The 22,378-nt window shown below is 63.8% G+C and carries 23 protein-coding genes; 17 read left to right on the top strand and 6 right to left on the bottom strand.

Going from position 1 to position 22,378, the window contains the following annotated elements; all coding sequences use genetic code 11:
* On the bottom strand, window positions 1-561 hold the full coding sequence (locus L2A60_RS04625; protein WP_235703200.1) for a YqgE/AlgH family protein: 561 nt from the start codon (window positions 559-561) through the stop codon (window positions 1-3).
* 161 nt (window positions 562-722) lie between these two features.
* Between L2A60_RS04625 and L2A60_RS04620 the strand changes: the two genes are divergently transcribed.
* The 8 genes from L2A60_RS04620 (at window position 723) to ade (ending at window position 10,049) form a co-directional block, all read left to right on the top strand.
* Complete coding sequence (locus L2A60_RS04620; protein ID WP_235703199.1) at window positions 723-1,211, top strand: peroxiredoxin; 489 nt, start codon at window positions 723-725, stop codon at window positions 1,209-1,211.
* Window positions 1,208-2,302, top strand: a complete 1,095-nt coding sequence (locus L2A60_RS04615; protein ID WP_262312121.1) for a glycosyltransferase — start codon at window positions 1,208-1,210, stop codon at window positions 2,300-2,302. Before L2A60_RS04620 ends, L2A60_RS04615 begins: the two co-directional genes overlap by 4 nt.
* A complete protein-coding gene (locus L2A60_RS04610; protein WP_235703198.1) occupies window positions 2,299-3,738 on the top strand; it encodes an ArnT family glycosyltransferase in 1,440 nt (479 codons plus the stop codon). The genes L2A60_RS04615 and L2A60_RS04610 overlap by 4 nt, the downstream gene beginning before the upstream one ends.
* The gene (locus L2A60_RS04605) at window positions 3,735-4,712 is read left to right on the top strand and encodes a threonine ammonia-lyase (RefSeq protein ID WP_235703197.1); all 978 of its coding nucleotides are present in this window, start codon (window positions 3,735-3,737) and stop codon (window positions 4,710-4,712) included. The genes L2A60_RS04610 and L2A60_RS04605 overlap by 4 nt, the downstream gene beginning before the upstream one ends.
* Before the next feature lie 98 nt (window positions 4,713-4,810).
* On the top strand, window positions 4,811-5,746 hold the full coding sequence (locus L2A60_RS04600; RefSeq protein WP_235703196.1) for a flagellar motor protein MotB: 936 nt from the start codon (window positions 4,811-4,813) through the stop codon (window positions 5,744-5,746).
* Between the two features lie 45 nt (window positions 5,747-5,791).
* Window positions 5,792-6,661 (top strand): flagellar motor stator protein MotA, encoded by an 870-nt coding sequence (gene motA, locus L2A60_RS04595; RefSeq protein ID WP_235703195.1) that lies wholly within the window; start codon window positions 5,792-5,794, stop codon window positions 6,659-6,661.
* Window positions 6,662-6,807: 146 nt separating this feature from the next.
* Window positions 6,808-8,271 (top strand): AMP nucleosidase, encoded by a 1,464-nt coding sequence (locus L2A60_RS04590; protein ID WP_235703194.1) that lies wholly within the window; start codon window positions 6,808-6,810, stop codon window positions 8,269-8,271.
* Window positions 8,272-8,348: 77 nt separating this feature from the next.
* Window positions 8,349-10,049, top strand: coding sequence for an adenine deaminase (ade, locus tag L2A60_RS04585; protein WP_329603555.1), 1,701 nt, complete (start codon window positions 8,349-8,351; stop codon window positions 10,047-10,049).
* A 31-nt stretch (window positions 10,050-10,080) separates the two neighbouring features.
* Here ade and L2A60_RS04580 read toward each other — a convergent pair whose 3' ends face one another.
* The 3 genes from L2A60_RS04580 to L2A60_RS04570 all read right to left on the bottom strand — a co-directional run bounded on the left by L2A60_RS04580 (window position 10,081) and on the right by L2A60_RS04570 (window position 13,469).
* Window positions 10,081-11,460: an MFS transporter gene (locus L2A60_RS04580; RefSeq protein WP_235703291.1), complete on the bottom strand. Its 1,380-nt coding sequence runs from the start codon at window positions 11,458-11,460 to the stop codon at window positions 10,081-10,083.
* A gap of 62 nt (window positions 11,461-11,522) precedes the next feature.
* The gene (locus L2A60_RS04575; protein ID WP_235703192.1) at window positions 11,523-12,689 is read right to left on the bottom strand and encodes an acyl-CoA dehydrogenase family protein; all 1,167 of its coding nucleotides are present in this window, start codon (window positions 12,687-12,689) and stop codon (window positions 11,523-11,525) included.
* Between the two features lie 3 nt (window positions 12,690-12,692).
* Window positions 12,693-13,469, bottom strand: a complete 777-nt coding sequence (locus L2A60_RS04570) for an IclR family transcriptional regulator (RefSeq protein WP_235703191.1) — start codon at window positions 13,467-13,469, stop codon at window positions 12,693-12,695.
* 180 nt (window positions 13,470-13,649) lie between these two features.
* Between L2A60_RS04570 and miaB the strand changes: the two genes are divergently transcribed.
* The 5 genes from miaB (at window position 13,650) to L2A60_RS04545 (ending at window position 18,297) form a co-directional block, all read left to right on the top strand.
* Entirely contained in the window at window positions 13,650-15,020 is a 1,371-nt protein-coding gene (miaB, locus tag L2A60_RS04565) for a tRNA (N6-isopentenyl adenosine(37)-C2)-methylthiotransferase MiaB (protein ID WP_235703190.1), read from the top strand.
* Between the two features lie 5 nt (window positions 15,021-15,025).
* On the top strand, window positions 15,026-16,015 hold the full coding sequence (locus tag L2A60_RS04560) for a PhoH family protein (RefSeq protein ID WP_407932519.1): 990 nt from the start codon (window positions 15,026-15,028) through the stop codon (window positions 16,013-16,015).
* Window positions 16,015-16,497 (top strand): rRNA maturation RNase YbeY, encoded by a 483-nt coding sequence (gene ybeY, locus L2A60_RS04555; RefSeq protein WP_235703188.1) that lies wholly within the window; start codon window positions 16,015-16,017, stop codon window positions 16,495-16,497. Before L2A60_RS04560 ends, ybeY begins: the two co-directional genes overlap by 1 nt.
* Window positions 16,494-17,348: a hemolysin family protein gene (locus L2A60_RS04550; RefSeq protein WP_235703187.1), complete on the top strand. Its 855-nt coding sequence runs from the start codon at window positions 16,494-16,496 to the stop codon at window positions 17,346-17,348. Before ybeY ends, L2A60_RS04550 begins: the two co-directional genes overlap by 4 nt.
* Window positions 17,349-17,700: 352 nt before the next feature.
* On the top strand, window positions 17,701-18,297 hold the full coding sequence (locus L2A60_RS04545) for a hypothetical protein (RefSeq protein ID WP_235703186.1): 597 nt from the start codon (window positions 17,701-17,703) through the stop codon (window positions 18,295-18,297).
* A 48-nt stretch (window positions 18,298-18,345) separates the two neighbouring features.
* Here the strand turns inward: L2A60_RS04545 and moaA are convergent, their stop codons facing one another.
* Window positions 18,346-19,332, bottom strand: a complete 987-nt coding sequence (gene moaA / locus L2A60_RS04540) for a GTP 3',8-cyclase MoaA (RefSeq protein ID WP_235703185.1) — start codon at window positions 19,330-19,332, stop codon at window positions 18,346-18,348.
* A 186-nt stretch (window positions 19,333-19,518) separates the two neighbouring features.
* Between moaA and L2A60_RS04535 the strand changes: the two genes are divergently transcribed.
* Window positions 19,519-20,100, top strand: a complete 582-nt coding sequence (locus tag L2A60_RS04535) for a DUF1013 domain-containing protein (protein WP_407932515.1) — start codon at window positions 19,519-19,521, stop codon at window positions 20,098-20,100.
* 51 nt (window positions 20,101-20,151) lie between these two features.
* Here L2A60_RS04535 and L2A60_RS04530 read toward each other — a convergent pair whose 3' ends face one another.
* Complete coding sequence (locus L2A60_RS04530) at window positions 20,152-20,322, bottom strand: YdcH family protein (protein ID WP_235703183.1); 171 nt, start codon at window positions 20,320-20,322, stop codon at window positions 20,152-20,154.
* A gap of 202 nt (window positions 20,323-20,524) precedes the next feature.
* On the opposite strand from L2A60_RS04530, the gene L2A60_RS04525 reads away from it, so the two are divergent.
* From L2A60_RS04525 to L2A60_RS04515, 3 genes are read left to right on the top strand one after another with little or no spacing between them, the layout of a single operon-like run.
* A complete protein-coding gene (locus tag L2A60_RS04525) occupies window positions 20,525-20,728 on the top strand; it encodes a YdcH family protein (RefSeq protein ID WP_235703182.1) in 204 nt (67 codons plus the stop codon).
* The gene (gene purE / locus L2A60_RS04520) at window positions 20,725-21,234 is read left to right on the top strand and encodes a 5-(carboxyamino)imidazole ribonucleotide mutase (protein ID WP_235703181.1); all 510 of its coding nucleotides are present in this window, start codon (window positions 20,725-20,727) and stop codon (window positions 21,232-21,234) included. Before L2A60_RS04525 ends, purE begins: the two co-directional genes overlap by 4 nt.
* Window positions 21,231-22,373, top strand: a complete 1,143-nt coding sequence (locus tag L2A60_RS04515; protein ID WP_235703180.1) for a 5-(carboxyamino)imidazole ribonucleotide synthase — start codon at window positions 21,231-21,233, stop codon at window positions 22,371-22,373. The genes purE and L2A60_RS04515 overlap by 4 nt, the downstream gene beginning before the upstream one ends.
* The last annotated feature ends 5 nt before the right edge of the window (window positions 22,374-22,378 follow it).

The following is a 22,378-nucleotide window of genomic DNA, read 5'->3' as shown; positions in this document are numbered from 1 at the left end:
TCAGGCGTGTCCCGCCTCTCCCGAAAGCGCCGCCGGATCGATCCCGATCCGGGCAAGGGAGCGGCGCCATTTCGTCTCTGGCGACCGATCGAACAGAATCGCATCGTCGGCCGAACCGGCGAGCCAGAAATTCGCGCTGATTTCGCTCTCGATCTGCCCGGCACCCCAACCCGTATAGCCCAGGGCAAGGACGCAGCGGCGCGGGCCGTGTCCCTCGACGATCGCACGCAGAACGTCGAGGCTCGCGGTCATGGCATGGCCATCATCGACCTCCAGCGTCTCCCCGGTGCGCCAATCCGCGGAATGCAGCACGAAGCCGCGCCCCTGATCGACCGGGCCGCCGGAACATACCGGGATGTCCTGCGTAGGCGGGGTGTCCGCGAGATTCAGATTTTGCACCAGCTCGCCGAATTGCGGCCGGGCGAGCGGACGATTGAGGATCAGCCCCATCGCACCCTCATGCGAATGGGCGCAGACATAAATGACCGTCCGCGCGAAATCGCGCCCCACCAGCCCTGGCATGGCGATCAGCAAACGGCCGGTCAAAACGATCTCGTCCATCGGCATCAAATAGATATTAGGGCGGATATCGGCTTCGTCATCCCGCCCCTATCCTCTGCGCGCAACCGCGGCGCAAGGGTCGCTGCCTTCCGGCCGCTTCACGCGCGTGCCGGGTTCGGCTACCACACGGGCCGGCAAACCAGAGGCCAGGAGAAGACACGATGATCAAGGTGGGCGACAAATTGCCGACGATGAAGCTGATGAAGCCGACTCCGGACGGACCGCAGGAGGTCGATACCGGCGCCCTGTTCGCCGGCAAGACCGCGGTTCTGTTCGCGGTTCCCGGCGCTTTCACGCCCACTTGCAGCGCCCGTCATCTGCCCGGCTTCCTCGAGCACTACGATGCCTTGCGCGCCAGAGGCGTCGACGAGGTGGCCTGCCTCGCGGTCAACGATGTCTTCGTGATGGGTGCCTGGGCCGCGAGCCAGAGCGGCGGAGACAAAATCACCTTCCTTGCCGACGGCTCCGGCCTGTTCACCCGCGCTCTCGGGCTGGAACTCGACCTGACCGCGCGCGGCCTCGGGGTTCGCAGCCAGCGTTTCGCGCTGATCGCAAAGGATGGCGTGGTCGCTCATCTCGCCGTGGAACAGGCGGGCGGATTCGATGTGAGTCGCGCCGAAGCGATCCTCGAGGCGCTGCCACCTTCGTGACCGGATCGTCCGGGCCGACGCTTAGCGTCGTCGTCCCGTGCTTCAACGAAAGACCGAACGTCGCCCCGATGGTGAGGGCGCTCGCCGCGAGCCTTGAAGGACTCGATTGGGAAGTCATTTTCGTCGATGACGACAGCCCGGACGGCACCGCCGAGGAAGCCCGCCGTCTGGCGCGCGAGGATAACCGGGTTCGCTGCCTGAGACGCATCGGGCGGCGCGGTTTGTCCTCCGCGGTGATCGAGGGCGGTCTCGCCAGTTCGGCCGACATCATCGCGGTGATCGACGGCGACCTCCAGCACGACGAAACCAAGCTGCCGGCCATGCTCTCGGCGTTGCATGCAGGTGCCGATCTGGTTGTCGGCAGCCGCCATGTGGGCGATGGCGACGCCGCCGGTCTCGCCTCGCCGATGCGGGCCAGGCTGTCGAACGCCGGGATCAAGCTCGCGCAATCCCTGGCGCGCGTGCCGATCACCGATCCGATGAGCGGATTTTTCATGCTGCGGCGCGACCTGTTCGAAAGCCTCACGCATCGGCTGACCGGCCAGGGGTTCAAGATCCTGCTCGATCTTCTCCTTGCGGCACAGCATCCGCTGAAAATCGTCGAAATCCCCTACCGTTTCCGCCGGCGCACCGCCGGCGAGAGCAAGCTCGACATCCTGGTGCTCGTCCAGTTCGCCGGCCTGCTGATCGACAAGGCGCTCGGCGGCACGATTCCCCTGCGATTCATCGCCTTCGCCCTGGTTGGCGGCTTTGGTCTGATCGTCAATCTCGCCGTCATGGAACTGGGCCGGCATGCCGGCCTCGATTTCGGCACCGCTCAGGCGCTGGGCACGATCGTTGCGATGATCGCCAATTTCGAGATGAATAATCGCCTGACCTATCGAAGCTCCCGGCTGAGGGGCCCACGCTACTGGCGTGGTCTGATCCTGTTCATGCTGGTCTGCGGATTGGGGGCGATCGCCAATATCGGCATCGCACGCGCCCTCTATCGGGAAAGCGCGACGAGCCTGGCGGCCAGCGCCGCCGGCTCGGCGATCGGGGTGGTGTGGAACTACGCGGTTTCGGCGACGCTGGTGTGGCGCCAGCGATGACGCGGCGATATTTCCTGCTCTTTATCGCCGGCATCACCATCGTCCGATTGATCGTCGCTTCCCTGGTGCCGCTTGCCCCGGACGAGGCCTATTACTGGCTGTGGTCGCGGCATTTGCGGCCCGGCTATTACGACGACGCGCCGCTGATCGCCCTGTGGATCAAGGCCGGAACCGGCCTGATCGGCCAGTCCCCGCTCGGCATCCGGCTGCTCTCGCCGATCGGTGCGGCGATCGGGTCCCTCCTGCTCTGGCGGGCGGGGGACGATCTGTTCCCCGGCCGGAATGCCGGCATCGTCGCGGCGATCCTGCTCAATGCGACCCTGATGCTCAACGCCGGAGCGATCATCACCACGCCGGATACGCCGCTGCTGCTGTTCTGGACGGCGACGATCGCCGCCGTCGCGCGCTGGCACGCCACCGGCGACGATCGCTGGTGGATCGCGGCCGGGATAGCGGAGGGGCTTGCTTTCGAGTCCAAATATACCGGGGTTCTGCTATTCCCGATCGTCGGGCTCTGGCTGCTGATGTCACCCGCTGGCCGGGCTGCGTTGCGCCGGCCGCTGCCCTGGATCGGACTCGGCTTCGGCCTCCTGCTGTTCGCGCCGGTGATCTTCTGGAATGCCGGGCATGGCTGGGTCAGCTTCGCCAAGCAGGGCGGCCGTTCCGCGCATCTCGATCTTTCCGATACGCTCAAACACCTTGCGGGCCTGATCGGCGGCCAGCTCGGTCTGGCGACCCCGATTGTCGCCGCGCTGATGGCGGCCGGCGTCTGGCGGGCGATCCGCGACCGGAGCATCGCAAATAAACTTGTCTGGCTTTCGGTGGTGATTCCGGGCGCGATCTTTGTCGAACACACTTTGTCCGGCGCCGTGCAGGCTAATTGGCCTTCCATCCTATACCCCGGCGCCGCCTTGGCCGCTTCCGGCGCGGCCAGCGACATGACGCGAAAATGGCTGCCCGCCGCGGTCACGCTGGGCGCCGTCATCACGGCAATCGTCTATGCTCAGGCGATCGCCGCACCGATCCCCCTGCCCGTCCGGCACGACCCGACCGCCCTCGAACTCGCCGGCTGGCCGCAGTTTGCCGCAGGCGTCGCTCGTTTCGCTCAGGTCAGGCACTCGGCCTTCATCGCGGGAACCGATTACGCAACCGTCGCCGAACTGGCTTATCGCCGGCCAAAATCGATAGCGGTGATCGGCGTCGGCCCGCGCTGGCGCTATTTCGATCTGCCCAGCCTTGCGCCGAACGCCCGCCAATCCGGCCTTCTGGTCGAACCGCGATACCTGAAACCACAAACCGATGGCCGGTTTCACGATGCCACGCTGATCGGTGCGCTCGATCGGCGTCGCGACCATAAGACGATCGAGGTTTACGACCTCTATCGGGTCGAATTAGGTTCCGCCGTGCCCGATGCAATCGTGAGAGACGCGCGATGATGCAGCCCCCTACCCAAGACGACATCGTCCGCGCCCATCGGATGATCGCGCCTTTTATCGTCCGTACGCCGGCCTTGCGATCGCCGATCCTCGACGAGGAAACCGGGGCCACGGTGTTCATCAAGGCGGAACCGTTGCAACGAACCGGAAGCTTCAAGCTGCGCGGAGCCACCCACGCGCTGCTGCGCCTGCCGGAAGCAGCCCGTGCGCGGGGCGTGGTGACATATTCGTCGGGAAATCACGGTCAGGCCATCGCCTGCGCTGCCGCAACTCTCGGTATGCGCGCGACCGTGGTCATGCCGTCCGACGCCCCGGCGATCAAGCGGGACTCGACCGCGCGCTGGGGTGCGGAGATCATCACCTATGACCGGCGCAAGGAGGATCGCGCCGCGATTGGCCGGGTGATTGCCGAACGCACCGGGGCCGCGCTGATTCCACCCTACGACCATGCCGACGTGATTGCCGGTCAGGGAACGCTTGCCGTTGAACTGGTCGAGGACGCGAGGGCAGCGGGATGCGAACTCGATATGGTTCTCGTCTGCACCGGCGGCGGCGGCCTGACCGCCGGCTGCGCGCTTGCCCTGCAGCTTTTATCCCCGGAAACAAGGCTGATCGCCGTCGAGCCCGAAGGCTGGAACGATACCGGCCGCTCGCTCCACGCGGGCCGCCGCGTGGCGAATGACGGCACCGGATCGCCTCTGTGCGACGCTCTCCTTGCCATGGAGCCCGGCGAGCTGACCTTTGCGATCAACCGGCCGAGGCTGGCCGGCGCCGTCGCGGTGTCCGATCAGGCGGTCCTGGCGGCGATCGGCTTCGCCGTAAGGACATTGAAGATCGTCGTCGAGCCAGGCGGTGCGGTCGCCCTCGCCGCCTTGCATGCCGGCTTGCTTCCGGTCGCCGGCCTGACCGTCGGGATCGTCCTGTCCGGCGGCAATGTCGATCCTGCGGTCCTGGCCCGCGCGCTCGATTGCTGAACTCACCGAACCGATTCAGCTTCTGTTAATCCTGCCTCGCGATACTCCGCCGCAAAGGCGGTGGATGAACGATGGCGGTACGGAAAAATCGAGGCAGGATGGCCGGCAATCAGCCGGTCAACCTGATCATTCGCAAGGAGGAAATCGTCGAAGGCGTGCCCCATGGCGGAGCATGGAAAGTCGCTTATGCCGACTTCGTGACGGCGATGATGGCGTTCTTCCTGCTGATGTGGCTGATTAACGCGACGACGGAGGCGCAACGGATCGGCCTGGCCGATTATTTCAGCCAGGCCAATATTCTCAATCGCGGCGCATCGGGCGAAGGCAAACCGTTCGGCGGCCATACCCCGTTCGATCATGGCGCCCTGTCATCCGATCGGGGCGCCGTTCGGGTGACGATCGGCAATAACCCGGTGCCGCGAACGGTCGCCCGCACGCCCCCTGGAGCGCATCACCATCCGGTTCCGCGATCGGGAATCCATACCGCCAGATCGGGCAAAACCATCGGAGATATTCAGCCCGGAAATATCGGTCATCGCCGGTTCGCCGCCGCGACCAGGGCGATCAGACAAGCGATCGAGGCGGACCCGTCCCTGCGCAGCCTGGCGCGCCAGGTCAGCATCCACGAAACGCCGGCGGGTCTCAAAGTTCAGATCATGGATACGCACAAGCGGCCGATGTTCGCACTGGGCTCGGCGCAGCCCAACCCGATGACGCGCGCCCTGATCAGAAAAATCACGCCGATCCTTGCCCGACTTGGCAATCCGATCCGCATCTCCGGCGACACCGATGCACGGCCCTATCGGGTTCCAGGCCATAGCAACTGGGATCTCTCGGTCGATCGGGCGAATGCGACGCGTCAGCTGATGGAACATTCCGGCTTGCCGAAAAATCGGATCGTCGCCGTTTCCGGTTACGCCGACCGGCGCTTGCTCCTACCCGAACATCCGCGCGCCGCCGCCAATCGCCGCATCGCGATCCTGGTGTTGCGCCCCGCGCCTGCCACCGGCCCGAACCTGCCAAATCCCCGATGACGCCGTGACCCGCCGCAGCCGATATTTCCGCGTGATGCTTCATCTATGCTGACCCTCGGAGGTTTGGCATTCCTTCTGGTGTGCGTGTTCGGCGTGTTCGTCGCGAGCGGCGGGGCGATCGGCCCGCTCATGAAGGCATTGCCCCTGGAATTCATCACCATCGGCGGGGCTGCCTTCGGCACGCTCGTCGCCGGCAATTCCATCCATCACATCAAGCATACGCTCGGCGATTTCAAGAAAGTCCTCAAAGGCGGCTTATTTCAAAAAGCCGACTACACGAACCTGCTCTGTCTGTTGTTCTATCTGGTGCGTCTGGCGACCACCAAGGGAGCGATGGCGCTCGAAGCGCATATCGAACGACCGGAAGAAAGCCCGGTATTTCAGCATTTTCCGGCGATCCTGAAAAACCGCCACGCCACGGCGATCATTTGCGACTATCTGCGCATGGTCGGCATGAACGCCGACGATCCGCACCAGATCGAGGATGTGATGGCGCGCGAATTGCGAAAAACCCTGACCGAAGAACTGCACGGCGCGCATAATCTTCAGGTCATGGCCGATGGACTGCCCGCTCTCGGCATCGTTGCCGCCGTGCTCGGCGTCATCAAAACCATGGCTCATATCAGTCAACCTCCCGCCATTCTCGGCGAAATGATCGGCGAAGCGCTGACCGGCACTTTTCTCGGCGTGCTGCTGGCCTATGGCATCGTCGGACCTTGTGCCGTGCGGTTGCGTGGCGTGGTCGAGGAGGATTCCAAATATTTCGAGGTCATCCGGGCCGTCCTGGTCGCCCATCTCCACGGCAACGCCCCGCAGGTCAGCGTCGAAATCGGCCGAAAAATGGTGCCGAACATGCACATGCCCAGTTTTCAGGAACTGGAAGATTCGGTCAAAAGCCTGAAAATTGGCGCCTGATACCCCCGCTTCGATCTTGATAAACATCTTGAACGAACCGGGGTCGACGCTCAAAATAAGGTGCAACACACCGGATAGGACATGACAACGACTATTCCCGGCCCATATTTTTTCGAACCCGCCACGCAGTCAAGGACGCATCGCGCATGAGCGGCCTCATCGTGGAAGGCGCCGGCCAACTGACGACGTTTTCCAATGCGGTGGATGCGGTGGCCGAAATTCGCTCGATCTACGATCGCAGCCTGGCGACGATCACGCGGCAGTTCGAGCGGCGGATCAATGAACCCAGCCGTAACGGCAAGGTCGAGGCGCCGTATCCCTATGTCGCCTTCGCGGTCACCCCAGACCAGTTGAACGTGGATGCGCGCCTCTCCCACGGCGTGTTTCTCGAACCGGGTGTTTACGGCACGACCGTCACCCGTCCCGATCTGTTCGGCGCCTATTACGAAGAGCAGATCGGCCATCTGATGCGTCACCATGGCTGTGACGTTCATGTCGGCCCGAGTACCACGGCAATCCCGTTCGCCTTCGCCGTCCAGGATGCATCGGGTGCCTCGGCGGATTTCGATTTCGAGTCGCTGCTCGACCGCGTGACCGTTCCCGATCTCTGGACGATCAACGACGCGATCGCCAACAGCGCGGTTCGCCCTCTGGCCGGAACGCCCAATCCGCTCGCGCTGTTCACCGCTGAACGGGTGGATTTCTCGGTCGCACGCCTGCACCATTACACGGGCACGGCCGCGGAACATTTTCAGTCCTTCGTTCTGTTCACCAATTATCAGCGCTATGCCGACGCTTTCATTGACTACGGGTTGCGCGAACTGGCCGCTGGCGACAGGTTTACCCAACTGGTCGGGCCCGGCGATATCGCGGTCGAGCCGGGAATGGATGATGACGCGGCATCCCTGTTCGGCCGGAACCTGCCGCAAATGCCGGCCTATCACCTGAAACGGCCGGATGGCACCGGCATTTCGTTAGTGAATATCGGCATCGGCCCAAGCAACGCGAAAACGATCACCGATCACGTCGCGGTACTCCGGCCGCATTGCTGGCTCATGGTGGGGCATTGCGCCGGGCTTCGGCGCGGCCAGGTTCTGGGCGATTACGTGCTCGCCCATGGGTATGTCCGCGCCGATCACGTCCTCGACGATGAATTGCCGCTCTGGGTTCCGGTCCCCGCGATCGCGGAAGTCCAGGTCGCCCTCGCGGATGCAACCACGCGGATCACCGGCCTGCGCGATCACGAACTGAAAACCAGGCTCAGAACCGGCACGGTCGCGACCACCGACAACCGGAACTGGGAAATCCAGCTCGGCGACTATTTCAGTGCGTTCAACAAGAGCCGCGCAATCGCGGTCGACATGGAATCGGCCACGGTCGCCGCGAACGGGTTTCGCTTCCGCGTGCCCTACGGCACCCTGCTCTGCGTGTCGGACCGGCCGCTGCACGGCCAACTCAAGCTGCGCGGCATGGCGAATACGTTCTACCGCACCAGCATCGATCAGCATATCATGATCGGAATCGAGACAATGAACATCCTGCGCGAGCAGGGCGTCGAGCGCCTGCACTCGCGCAAGCTGCGCGGCTTCGTCGAACCCGGCTTTCGGTAGCCCCGCTTTCCGGTAGCTATGGAATCGCCTGCGCAACGGGTGTTTGACAACGCCCATCCATGACCCGATCATGGATCATGCGACGCTTTCTCGAAAACTGCATCGATCAGGCCCTCGGGCGGATGCCGGCCGACCTCGTGATCGGCAATGTGCGCCTGTTCAACCTGGTCACCGGCACATTGAAGCCGGTCGATATCGCCATTTGTGGCGACCGGATCGTCGGCATCGGCAGCGATTATCAGGCAGCAAACAGGGTCGATGGCGAGGGGCGCATTGCGGTTCCCGGCTTCATCGATACCCATGTCCATTGCGAATCCTCCCTGGTCACGCCGCTGGAATTCGAGGCGTGCGTGCTGCCGCGCGGCACCACAACCGCGATTTCCGATCCGCACGAAATCTGTAATGTCCTCGGCACCGCCGGCCTCGACTATATGCTCGCCTGTGCCGGGCGGATGGTCATGGATCTGCGCGTGCAGCTCTCCTCCTGCGTGCCGGCGACCCATCTCGAGACCGCCGGCGCCCGAATGGATGCCGCATCCCTTGCCCCATACCGGTCGGCACGGCAGGTCGTCGGGCTTGCCGAAATGATGAACTTTCCCGGCCTGCTCGCCAAAGACCCGGTGGTCATCGACAAGCTCGCCCTGTTCCAGGATGGTCATATCGACGGTCACGCCCCGATGCTTGGCGGACGCGCGCTCGACGCCTATCTCGCCTGCCGGGTTCGCAACTGTCACGAAACCACGAGCCTGAACGAAGCTCGTGAAAAACTCGAAAAGGGCATGCATCTGCTGATCCGCGAAGGTACCGTCTGCAAAGACCTCGCGGCACTCGCTCCGGCCCTGACGACGGAAACCTCGATTCTGTGCAGCTTCTGTACCGATGACCGCAATCCGCTCGACATTGCCGAGGAAGGCCATATCGACCACCTGATCCGCCGCGCGATCGCCCTGGGCGTGGCGCCGCTGCACGCCTACCGCGCCGCGTCGTTCTCAGCGGCGCGCGGATTCGGCCTGACCGATCGCGGCTTGCTGGCGCCGGGTCAGCGCGCGGACATCATCCTGCTTGACGATCTTCACGACTGCGCCGTCGCGCGGGTCATCGCGCGCGGTATGCCGGTCGAGCCCAATCTGTTCAAAAATCGCACCGCGCCGTCGCCGATCGGGCTGGACAGCGTGCGCCGCGCCCCGATCCGCCCGGAGGATTTGCGTGCCCCAGCCGGCGGGCCGACCGGGCCGGTGATCGGCATCCTCCAAGGCAAGATCGTGACTGAATTTCTAACGATGGATCTGCCCTGGAAGGACGGGTTGCGCCACCCCGACCCGGCGCGTGACGTTTTGAAAGTCGCGGTACTCGAGCGGCACGGCGTCAACGGCAATATCGGGCGCGGCTTCGTCAAGGGATTCGGCATCGCCGATGGAGCGCTCGCCGCCTCGGTCGGGCACGACAGCCACAATATCTGCGTCGTGGGCTCGAACGATTCCGACATGGCACTTGCCGTCAATCATCTGATCGCCCTCGACGGCGGTTTCGTCGCGGTGCAAAGCGGCGCCATTCTCGGATCGCTCGCGCTGCCGATGGCAGGACTGATCAGTCTCGAACCGTTTTCAACCGTTCGCGCCCAGCTCCTCGTCTTGCAGCGGATCGTCCGCGACATGGGCTCGCGCTTGCCCGAACCGTTCCTGCAACTGGCCTTTCTGCCTTTGCCGGTGATTCCGCACCTGAAAATCACCGATCGCGGGCTGGTCGATGTCGATCGGTTCGAACTTATTCCCGGTTAGTGCTGCGCGGCCGCGGCTTCGATCCGCACCATCACCGCTCCCCGCTTACGACTTCCAGCGATTTTCGGGTGGCATTGATCGTGAATGGCAGGATCATGGCCGTGACCAGGCCCGTCAATGCCATGAACAGAAACACCGCCAGGAAACCCACCGAACTGCCGCCCCACGAATAGATGGCAATCGCCATGATCGGGCCGATCGCACCGCCCAGATGTCCGGCTCCATCGGTCAGCGAAACGCCGGTCGCCCGTGCTCGTGTCGGAAAACTCTCCGCCGTCAGCGCATACATCAATGGCACGAAGAAGCCATTCGACACAGATAGCAGGAACACCGAGACATAAATGACCGTCGAACTGCCGGTGACGCCGATCACCACGAAACCGGCGGTCCAGACCAGCATACCAATGAGAATGCTATATTTGCGCTCGAAGGCATCACCCAGGGCGGTGGCAAGAAGCGACCCCAGCGGATAGCCGATGGAACTGGTCAGCATGAATGCGATGCTGTGGGCGAGCGTATAGCCGCGGGCGACGAAAAATGTCGGCCCCAGCCCCAGCCACGCATAAGTGCCGAGGTACCAGATGAACCAGAGCAGAAACAGCAATACCACGCGACCGACGAACGGCGCGCGGAACAGTGCCGTGGTCGGGAAGCCCAGCATATGCACTTCGGCCGCCACTTCGATGGGCGGAGGCAATTGATCGCCGATGCGCGCCTTGGCCCTGGCTTCGGCCGCATCGATGATTGCCGCGGCTTCCGCCAGCCGGCGCTTGCTCAGCAACCAGCGCGGCGATTCGGGAATCCAGGGAAACGCGAAGAGCGTGAGGCCGCCAAGCGCGCCGAGCAAGAACATGGCTCGCCAGCCCCACGGAAAATTCGGCACCAGCATCAGGGCAATCACGGGAACGATCCCCAGGCCGATCATCGCGAACATGCTCGCAAGACCCGTGTATCGGCCCCGCACCGATGCCGGAGCCATTTCACCGATGTAAGCGGAAATAACGGCGATTTCGGCGCCGATACCCATGCCGGTGATGAACCGCCCCACGACCATCGAAACGATACCGACCGCGAAAGCCGTTCCGATGCACCCGACGGTGAACAGCAGCGTCGCCGTCATGATTCCGCCTTTCCGGCCGATCATGTCGGCGAAATTGCTGTTCAGCCAGGAACCGGCAATGTAACCGATAAGACTCGCTGTGATCGGAATAGCCTGCTGTCCGGCGGTGAAGTGCAGAACCTTGCTGAACACCGGCAAGCCGAACGCGACGTTGGTTATGTCGAAAAACGCGATAAGGTAACCTATTCCAACAACCCAGAGAACCAGCTTGGAATGGGGCCATAAAGGCAGCCGGTCGAGACGGGCGATCAGCTCCCGCTCAGCATCCGCATCATAGCTATTCGATTTCATGGAGTTCCTCGTCATTATCTGACATTGCCGTTTCGGTCTGACCGGTATCGTGGCAGCATCCGTCAATAGGATTTCGGCAGGCCCAGCACCTTTTCGGCGATGAAGCAGAGAATCAGCTGCGGGCTGACCGGCGCGATCCGGGGGATCATCGCCTCGCGGAGATAGCGCTCCACGTGGTACTCCTTGGCATAACCAAAGCCGCCATGGGTCATGACCGCCTGCTGGCACGCCTTGAATCCGGCCTCCGCCGCCAGATATTTTGCCGCGTTGGCCTGCGCCCCGCAGGACAGGCCTTTGTCGTAACGCCACGCCGCGTTGAAAATCATCAGCCGGGCGGCTTCGAGCTCCATCCAGCATTCGGCGAGCGGATGCTGAATCGCCTGATTCCTGCCGATCGCCCGGCCGAACACCACGCGCTCTTTCGCGTATTGCGACGCGCGTTCCAGCGCGACGAAACCCAGCCCCACCGCCTCGGCCGCGATCAGAATGCGCTCCGGGTTGAGGCCGTGCAGGATATACTCGAAACCCTTGCCCTCTTCGCCGATCCGGTCCTCGACCGGGACTTCCAATCCGTCGAAAAACACCTCGTTGGAATCGACCGCCTTGCGGCCCATTTTCTCGATCTCGCGCACCGTGACCCGTTTGCGATCGAGCGTGGTGTAGAACAGGCTCAAGCCGTCGGTCCGGCGGCGCACCTCCTCCAGCGGCGTGGTCCGCGCCAGGATCAGCGCCTTTTCGGCGACCTGTGCTGTGGAAATCCAAACTTTCTGGCCATTGACGACATAGCGGTCGCCCCGGCGATCGGCACGTGTCTTGAGCTGCGTCGTATCGAGGCCGGTATTCGGCTCGGTCACGGCAAAGCAGGCGCGCTCCCTGCCGGCGATGAGCGGCGGCAGCATCCGGCGCTTCTGCTCTTCGGTGCCGAACACCACAACGGGATTGAGCCCGAAGATATTCATGTGCACCGAAGACGCGGCGGTCATGCCCCCGCCGGATTGGGAGATCGCTTGCATCATGATGGCGGCCTCGGTGATCCCGAGCCCGGCGCCGCCATGCGCCACCGGCATGCAGATGCCGAGCCAGCCATCCTGGGCGAGTGCTCCGTGCAGTTCGGCGGGAAACCGGCCATCGCGGTCGCGCTCCAGCCAGTAATCGTCACTGAATCGAGCGCAGATGCGCGCAACGGCGTCGCGGACCGCCTCCTGTTCCGGTGTCAGGGCAAAATCCATGATCTATGTCTCCGGGCCTGAAGGAAGCGTCATCGCTCCATCGGCGCCGAACACCGCATCCAGCGCATCGCGGGCAGCACACAGATGAAGCGCATGGCGCACGATCGACGCTTCGATCCGATTGAGCGGCCCGACGACCGAAACGGCGAACCACTCTCCGCCGACCCGGACGGGTGAGGCGATAGCCCCGAGATCGGCGATGCTTTCGCCCAAATTCGCGTACCAGCCGCGCTCGCGCGAGGCGTCGAGATCGGCCTCCAGCGCCGCCAGATCTTTCGCGGTACGCGATGTGAAGCGCTGCCAATCGATTTTCGACAGCAGTGCAAGCCGGTCCGCCCGGTCCATTGCGCCCAGAATCGCCTTGCCGAGCGAATTGGCGTGCGGCGGACGCATGTCGCCGGCCTCCGCGATATAGCGCACGCTCTGCGGCGAGGGCACGTAGTCCAGATAAAGAATCCGCGTTTCCTTCATTTTGCCGAACACGACGGATTCGGCGGTGGCGTCGCGCAGTGCTTCGAGCGTCGGGCGCACCCGTTCGAGCAGCGGGTCATGCGCGGCGATGATGCTCGCGCGGGCATAAAGGCGTCCGGTTGGATAGAAACCATTGCGCCGCTGGATTTCGTACAAATACCCTCGGCCCGCGAGGGTGCGCACCAGTCCGAGGCAGCTGGAGGCCGGAATCGCCAATGCCCTGGCAAGCTCCGTCAACGTCAGCGGGCGGCGATGCTCGGCAAATGCCTCGAAAAGGTCGATCGTTCTGGCTGCTGTTTTTACATCCATGAATTTATTTTCAATATTTAGAATTTTCTGTCAAGCAGGCTCGGAAAATTCTTGACAGGAGACGGCGACGATCGCGATGATCGGCGCGAAGGACTCGGGAGTGGCATTATCCATCCAACGCTTGACCGGCCAGATTTCTCGGCACATCCACGGACAAACTCTCTGCCCGGATGAATGCGAATGACCGAAACCTCCCCGATCGCGACTGCCCAGATCCTCCGCACGCTGCACATCGTCACCTGGGGCTGTCAGATGAACGTCTATGATAGCGCGCGCATGGCGGACGTGCTGCGTCCGCTGGGTTATCGCGCGGTCGATACGCCGGACGCCGACATGGTGATCCTGAACACCTGCCATATCCGCGAGCGCGCCTCGGAAAAGCTGTTTTCCGAACTCGGCCGGCTGCGCGCGGTCAAGGACGCGCGCGGCGGAGCGATGACGATCGCGGTCGCCGGCTGCGTCGCCCAGGCCGAAGGCGCGGAAATCCTCGCCCGCGCCCCCTACGTCGATGTCGTGGTCGGTTCGCAGGCCTATCATCGCCTGCCCGCACTGATCGCCGAGGTCGAGGCGAAGCGCCGCGCCGTGGTCGATACCGATTTTCCAGCGGAACAGAAATTCGACCATCTGCCGGCGCAACAGGCCTCGCAGGGCCCGATCGCTTTTCTCGCCATCCAGGAAGGCTGCGACAAATTCTGCACCTTCTGCGTGGTGCCCTATACACGCGGTGCCGAGCAAAGCCGTCCGGCCGCCGCCATCCTCGCCGAAGCAAAACGCCTTGTCGCCGGCGGGGCACGCGAAATCGCCCTGCTCGGCCAGAACGTCAATGCCTGGCACGGCGACGGCCTCGACGGGCGCACATGGCCGCTAGCGCGCCTGCTCGCCGAACTCGCCGACATCCCCGGCCTCGCCCGGCTGCGCTACACCACGTCCCACCCGCGCGATATGGATGCCGCCTTGATCGCCGCGCATCATGACAATCCGAAACTCATGCCGTTCCTGCATCTGCCGGTGCAGTCGGGCTCCGACGCCATCCTCCAGGCAATGAACCGGCGACACGGCGTGGATCTATTCCGCCGCATCGTGGCCGATCTGCGCGCGGCGCGGCCGGATATTGCGCTGTCGAGCGATTTCATCGTGGGCTTCCCCGGCGAAACCGACGCCGATTTCGCCGCCACCATGCACCTGGTGCGCGAGACGGGTTTCGCCCTCGCCTATAGCTTCAAATACTCGCCGCGTCCCGGCACGCCCGCCGCCGAATCGCCCGATCAGGTGTCAAAATCTTTGAAAAACAGCCGCTTGCAGGAACTTCAAGCGGTGTTGCGCGAACAGCAGCACGATTTCAATCGGGCGCAGATCGGCCGGCGCTTCGATGTTCTGTTCACCGGCCCTGGCCGCCATCCCGGCCAGATGGCCGGGCGCTCACCCTATCTGCAGCCGGTGATCGTCAACACCGCCAGTCTTGTTCCCGGAACGATCCACCCCGTGACAATCGCCTCCGCCAACCCCAATTCTCTGATGGCCACCCTCAACCAGGAGCAAATCGCCGCTTGAGCCAGATCGCCGGACCGCAAGCCTCGCTTTCCCGCACTCTTACCTTCAACGACAACAGCTTGTTGTCGGTTCTTCTAGGCGATCACGATCGCAATCTCGCCCGAATCGAGCAACGGCTTGGCGTTCGCCTCGCCTGCCGGGGCAATCGCGTGTCGATTTCCGGCGAGCCGAGTCGAGTCGAGGCGGCGGAAATCGCGCTGTCGTCACTCTACCAGCGCCTGTCGCAGGGCGAGGCGATCAGCGTCGCGGAAGTCGATGCGGCGGCACGGCTGGTCGATCCCACGATCGACCCCCGCCTGCCGCTGTCCGACCTGCCGGCAATCCGCACCCGCAAGGGCGCAGTCGGCCCGCGCAGCCCAGGGCAGGCCAGCTATATCGACCTGCTCTCCCGCTTCGAGATGGTGTTCGCGATCGGACCGGCCGGCACCGGCAAGACCTATCTCGCGGTCGCCCAGGCGGTTGCCATGCTCATCTCCGGCCGGGTCGACCGCATCGTGCTGTCGCGCCCGGCGGTCGAGGCCGGCGAGCGGCTCGGCTTCCTGCCCGGCGACATGAAGGAAAAGGTCGATCCCTATCTCCGCCCGCTTTACGACGCGCTGCAGGACCTGTTGCCCGGCGACCAGATGACGCGACGCATGGCCTCGGGCGAAATCGAAATCGCCCCGCTCGCCTTCATGCGCGGCCGCACGCTTGCCCATGCCTTCGTCATCCTGGACGAGGCGCAGAACACCACACCGGTACAGATGAAAATGTTCCTCACCCGCATGGGCGAAGGTACCCGCATGGTCATCACCGGCGATCTCTCGCAGATCGACCTGCCGACCGGCAACCGCTCCGGCCTCACCGACGCACTCGACACGCTGGAAGGGGTTTCGGGCATTGGCGTCGCCCGCTTCACCGTGAACGACGTGGTGCGTCACCCGCTGGTGGCCCGCATCGTCGAGGCCTATGATCGGCGAACGACGGCGCAGCAGGAGCGCGAACGCGAAAACTGATGGAGCCTCCACAAGAATCCTGTAGTTCGCAGGAACCCTATAGTAGGCTCCCCTTCGACGCCGCGGCGTCGCGGGGGGAGATCATCGTTGCCGAGCCGCTTTGGCGGCGCTACGTCTCGGCACCCGAACGGCTGGTCGCTCGCGCCCTGATCGCGGCGGGATGCGCGCCGTCGGTGGTTCTCACCAACGATGCGACGGTGAAGCGCCTCAACGCGCGCGACCGTGGCCGCAACAAGCCGACCAACGTGCTCACCTACGAGGCGCCGCCCGAAATCATCGTCGCCCTCGGCACCGTGCTGCGCGAGGCGCGAGCGGCGGGCAGACGCCCCGCCCATCATCTCGCGCATCTGATCGTCCATGGCGCTCTGCATCTGGCCGGCGAGGATCATCACCACGCGGGCGACGCCCGGCGTATGGAGCGACTGGAAGCCCGGCTTCTCGCTCGTCTTGGCGTGCCGAACCCGTGGAAACACCAGTCATGAGCGGGAGCTGGTTCACCAAGCTGCTGCACAAAATGCGCGAACAGCCCGATCTGCGCCAGCAGATCGGCGAGCTGATGGAAGAGACCGAAGCCGAGCTCGACACCGAAGACGGCGGCACCGGGCTCGACCGGCAGGAACGCGCGCTGATCGCCAACGTGCTGCGGCTGCGCGGCATTACCGCCGACGACGTGATGGTGCCGCGCGCCGACATCGTCGCGATGCGCGCCGACGTCACGCTCGATCAGGCGATCGACCAGATCCGCCGCGAGGGCCATTCGCGGATGCCGGTGTTCGGCGAACATCTCGACGATGTGCTCGGCATGGTCCACATCAAGGACGTGATGGGCTATATCGGCCCGTCCGATCGGTTTTCGCTGCGCGCCATTCTGCGCAAGCCACTGATGGTCGCCCCGCAAATCCCGGTGCTCGATCTTCTGCTGCAAATGCGCCAGCGGCGCACCCACCTCGCCCTGGTGATCGACGAATATGGCGGCGTCGATGGCCTCGTCACCATCGAAGACCTCGTCGAAACCATCGTCGGCGATATCGACGACGAACACGACGAAATCGAAGGCCCGATGCTGATCGAACGGGACGACGGCAGCGTCGATCTCAACGCGCGCCTGCCGATCGAGGAGTTTGAAGAGAAATTCGGTTCGGTCCTGACCGAGGAAGAACGCGAGGCCGATCTCGATACGGTCGGCGGCTTGGTATTCACCCTCGCCGGTCGTGTTCCCACCCGCGGCGAAATCATCGCCCATTCCGCCGGCATCGAATTTCTGATCCTCGACGCCGACGCGCGCCGCATCCGCCGCCTTCGGGCACGAAAACTGGGAAAGTCGGAAATTTAGAATCGTCAATGCGACGCCGAGCGCCCCACAATACGATCCCTTCGATCAAATCAGCCCCCCATTACACGAGCAATCCATTCCTTCAATGGCCGGTGTCGCGAAAAATGGATTACCTGCGCGTCGTTTCGGCGCTCCACCGCGCTGCTGACACCAATAATCATCGGGCTGAAAGGTCATTGTCAGGGGCGATTTGTAGCACCGCCGCGATCCCGCTACTCTCTCACGGATGCGTCCCGGCATGGTCATATTTCCGGCGCTTATTGTCCTCGCGCCGGTCGCGGCGCGTGCGGTTCCCTGGTTTCGCGGTCTCTGTTCGGTCACGGAGCATGGTTTCGGCCGCGTCTTTCCGGTTTTGGCGGTGCTCCGGGCGGACCGATTCTACGGTCCCGCCGGATGCTCGGCGATCCTGGCGGGAATCGTCTTTGGCCTTTATCTGCTGATCCATTGCGGGCGGATCGTGCCAAAGAACATGAAATCGCTCAACTATTCCCTGGTGCGAATGACCCTTGCGTCAAACCCGGCGCTGAGACGAAACCCGAGCACGGCATCGATCCGCCGGCATATCGCCGTGGCGTTGACCGGCGTGATTTTATTTACGATCATGTATCTTTGTTTGTTGCTCAACGATATCGACGGCTATATCCGGTGGTCAGCCGCACCAGATCCGCACTGGTATGCGATCCGGCCGAATCCCTTCCTTTTCGGCTCGATCGTTTCAGGCCAGGGCATCGTCGAAAGCCTCATCTATCGTCCCCTCGGTTCCCCCCATCGACTGTTCGATGCGGTCACGAGCGGATTCAGGGTCGCGATATTTTTGGGCTGTTTGGGTATGATCGCGAGCTTTCTGCTCGTTTTTCTGTTCAATGCCCGTACTGTCTGGCGAAATACCCGATCCGACCTCAGGCGGCTTGCGCTGGATCATTCCGCTGCGCACCATGCTCCGCGTTAGAACCAAATGGAATTGCGGGACTGATCCGCCCCTCCGAAACAACGCGGCCTACCCCCCCGTCACGCTCATGTGCCGCGCCAGGGCCGGCCGGTTGTGCTCGCGGTCGATCACGAAATCATGCCCTTTCGGCTTGCGAGCGATCGCGGCGACGATTGCGTCCCGCAGCACCGCATCGTCGTCGCTGCTGCGCAGCACCGCGCGCAGATCGGCCGCGTCATTCTGGCCGAGGCACATATAGAGCGTGCCGGTGCAGGTCAGCCGCACCCGGTTGCAGCCCTCGCAGAAATTATGGGTCAGCGGCGTGATGAAGCCGAGCCGCGTGCCGGTCTCCGCCACGTCGAAATACCGCGCCGGGCCGCCGGTCGCATAATCGGTCGGCCTCAGGGTCCAATTCCGCGCCAGCCGGGTCCGCACCACCGACAGCGGCAGATACTGCTCCAACCGGTCGCCGTCGATCTCGCCGAGCGGCATGGTCTCGATCAGGCACAGATCGAACCCGTGCTGTCCGCACCATGCGAGCATCGCATCGAATTCGCCCTCGTTCACGTCCTTGAGTGCAACGGTGTTGATCTTGACCTTGAGCCCCGCCGCCTTGGCCGCCATCACGCCGTCGAGCACCTGCGGCAGGCGTCCCCAGCGGGTGATCGCGGCGAATTTATCGGCGTCCAGCGTATCGACGCTCACGTTGATCCGCCGCACCCCGGCCGCCACCAGTTCTTCCGCGAACCGCCCCAACTGGCTGCCATTGGTGGTCAGGGTGAGCTCGTCGAGCCCGTGGCCCAGCCGCAATCCCAACCGGTTGATCAGCGCCATCACCCCGCGCCGCACCAGCGGCTCGCCCCCGGTCAGGCGCAATTTGCGCACCCCGAGCCCGACAAACACCCCCGCAAGCCGCTCCAGCTCCTCCAGCGAGAGCAGGTCGCTCTTCGGCAGGAACGTCATATCCTCCGCCATGCAATAGACGCAGCGGAAGTCGCATCGGTCGGTCACCGAAACCCGCAGATAGGTGATGGAACGCCCGAACGGATCGATCATGAGGGTAATGTTTACCTCTATGGCCATTAGCGCAAGAGGCGCGCGCGGGGGCGCCCTGCAATGATAGCGGCGCGGAATAGCTTGACCGCGACGACAACTCTGCACCATATCGGGAGGAATATATATTGTTTTCGGCTGCGCCGAGGCTTGGCCTTGGCCGTTTGCCGCTGTTCCTGAGGTATGACGATGACTTTGCCCCTGATGCCGAAAGCCACCGCCGTGTGGCTGATCGAAAAGACCGCTTTGACCTTCGAACAGATCGCCGATTTCTGCGGCATGCACCCGCTCGAGATCCAGGCGATCGCGGATGGCGAGGTGGCGCAGGGAATCGTCGGCTACGATCCGGTCGCCAACAAGCAGACGACCGCCGAGGACATCAAGCGTTGCGAGGCCGATCCCTCGGCACGGCTGAAGGTGCTGGAAACCGCCCTGCCCGGCCCGAAGCGCGGCAAGGGCTCCCGCTATACCCCCGTCGCCAAGCGGATCGACCGGCCGGACGCCATCGCCTTCATGCTGCGCAACTATCCGCTGGTTCAGGACGCTCAGATCGTCAAACTGCTGGGCACCACGAAGGAAACCATCCAGAAGGTGCGCGAGCGCAGCCACTGGAACAGCGCCAATATCAAGCCGCGCGACCCGGTGATCCTCGGCCTCTGCAAGCAATCCGATCTGAACGACGCGGTAAGCGCCGCGAATGCCCGCGCCGAGCGCGAAGGCCACCCGGTACCGCCGCCGCACCATCATCATTCCGAGGACGAAGCGGCCTGATCACTCCCCTGGGCCGGTTCGCCGGCCCAGGCATGGCATGTCGTCCGGCCTCTATGCGTTCGTTTTGAGTCGCTCCAACTCTTCCTTCAAGCGGAGTTTTTCCAATTTGAGCCGGGCAAGCTGGTCGTCATCGGGGCGGGGACGGCTATCTTCCTCGGAAATGCGGGCTTCCAGCCCGGCATGGCGAACCTTCAACGACTCGATCCTAGCTTGCAGACTCATTATCGATTCCTTTCCGATCATGGGAACCTTCGATCGAAGCATTCCGGCACCGTTCGGACGGCGCCATTGCCGAGTCTAGACCTCGCCGATGCGGGATGTCATCAAACTTTTATGCAAGCCATCCGCAACGCGGAACATGGATTGGCCGAACCGGCAAAGCAGCGCGGGACGCGCGGGCCGGAAATGTGGTAGAGAGCCGGGCATGCTGACCGACAAGGATAATCTGCTGCGGCAATTGCATGGGCTGCGCAGCGAACATCGCGATCTCGATACCGTCATCGCACGGCTCGGCGACCAGGCCGCGATCGACCAGTTACAGGTGCAACGGCTCAAGAAGCGCAAGCTGATGTTGCGCGATCAGATCCTGCGGCTGGAAAGCCGGCTGATCCCAGACAACATCGCATGAAGGCCGATACCGCGCCGTTGATCGGCGTTATCATGGGCAGCCGCTCGGACTGGCCCACGATGCGCCATGCCGCCGACATCCTCCAAACCCTCGACATTCCGTTCGAGGCCCGTGTGGTCTCCGCGCATCGCACGCCGGAGCGCATGGTGGCCTATGCGAAATCGGCGCGCGAGCACGGCCTGCGCGCGATCATCGCCGGCGCCGGCGGAGCAGCCCATCTGCCCGGCATGGTCGCCTCGCTCACCACCCTGCCCGTCCTCGGCGTGCCGGTGGAAAGTGCTGCCCTGCGCGGCGTGGACAGCCTCCATTCCATCGTCCAGATGCCCGGCGGCGTGCCGGTCGCCACTTTCGCCATCGGCAAGTCGGGAGCGATCAACGCGGCTTTGTTCGCGGCCGCCATGCTCGCCCTTACCGACCCGGCGCTCGCGGCACGGCTCGAATCCTGGCGCGCCGCGCAGACCGCGAGCGTGCCGGACGCACCCGAGGACCCGCACGAAGGCTCATGAAATTCCCGCTCCACCCCAACGCGACCATCGGCATCGTCGGCGGCGGTCAGCTCGGCCGCATGTCGGCGATGGCCGCCGCCAGCCTCGGCTATCGCTGCCATATCCTTACCCCCGAACCCGATGCGCCGGCGTCCCAGGTCGCCGCCACGACTACCCTCGCCGATTATGAAGACCGAGCCGCGCTGATCCGCTTCGCCGACGCCGTGGACGTCATCACCTTCGAGTTCGAAAACGTCTCCGCCGAAGGGCTCGACCTTCTCGCCGAACGCAAGCCGGTGCGCCCCGGTCCAGACATTTTGCGCATCAGCCAGGACCGGATCGCCGAAAAATCCTTCCTGAATCAGGCCGGCGTGCGCACCGCGCCCTGGGCCTCGGTCGAAACCCTCGCCGAACTGCGCGCCGCCATCACCCGCATCGGCCTGCCCGCCGTGCTGAAAACCACCCGCCTCGGCTATGACGGCAAGGGCCAGGCGCTGATCCAATCCGCCGCCGAAGCCGAACTCGCTTTTGCGCTGCTCGACCCCAAGCCGCTGATCCTCGAAGGCTTCATCGATTTCGCCGCCGAATGCTCGGTCATCGTCGCGCGCGGCGCGGACGGCACGATCACCGCCTTCGACACGGTGGAAAACCGCCACCGCGACCATATTCTCGACCTTACCGTCGCGCCCGCCCCGTTCGATCCCGAAATCCGCGCCGACGCCCAGGCCATGGCGCTGCGCATCGCCGGGCATATCGGCCTGGTCGGGCTGATGGCCGTCGAATTCTTCATCGGCCGCGACGGCGCCGTTCTCGCCAACGAAATCGCGCCCCGGCCGCATAATTCCGGCCACTGGACGATCGACGCCTGCCCTGCCTCTCAGTTCGATCTGCATATCCGCGCGGTCGCCGGGCTGCCTTTGCCGCAGGCGATCCGCCATTCCGACGCGGTGATGAAAAACCTGATCGGCCCGAAGGATATCGCCCTCTGGCCGAAAATCGTCGCGACCCGCGAACTGATTCCCCACCATTACGGCAAAACCACCGCCCGGGCTGGCCGCAAGCTCGGCCACGTCACCACCCTGTTCCCGCACGGCGCTCTGCCCGGCGAATTCGGCATCGCCGCCGCGCTGGGGCCGCTTGGCACATCGGTGGAGGAGTAAGGTCG

Source organism: Acidiphilium iwatense (assembly GCF_021556475.1).
Lineage (GTDB): Bacteria > Pseudomonadota > Alphaproteobacteria > Acetobacterales > Acetobacteraceae > Acidiphilium > Acidiphilium iwatense.
This window is presented reverse-complemented; position numbering and strand designations above follow the sequence as displayed.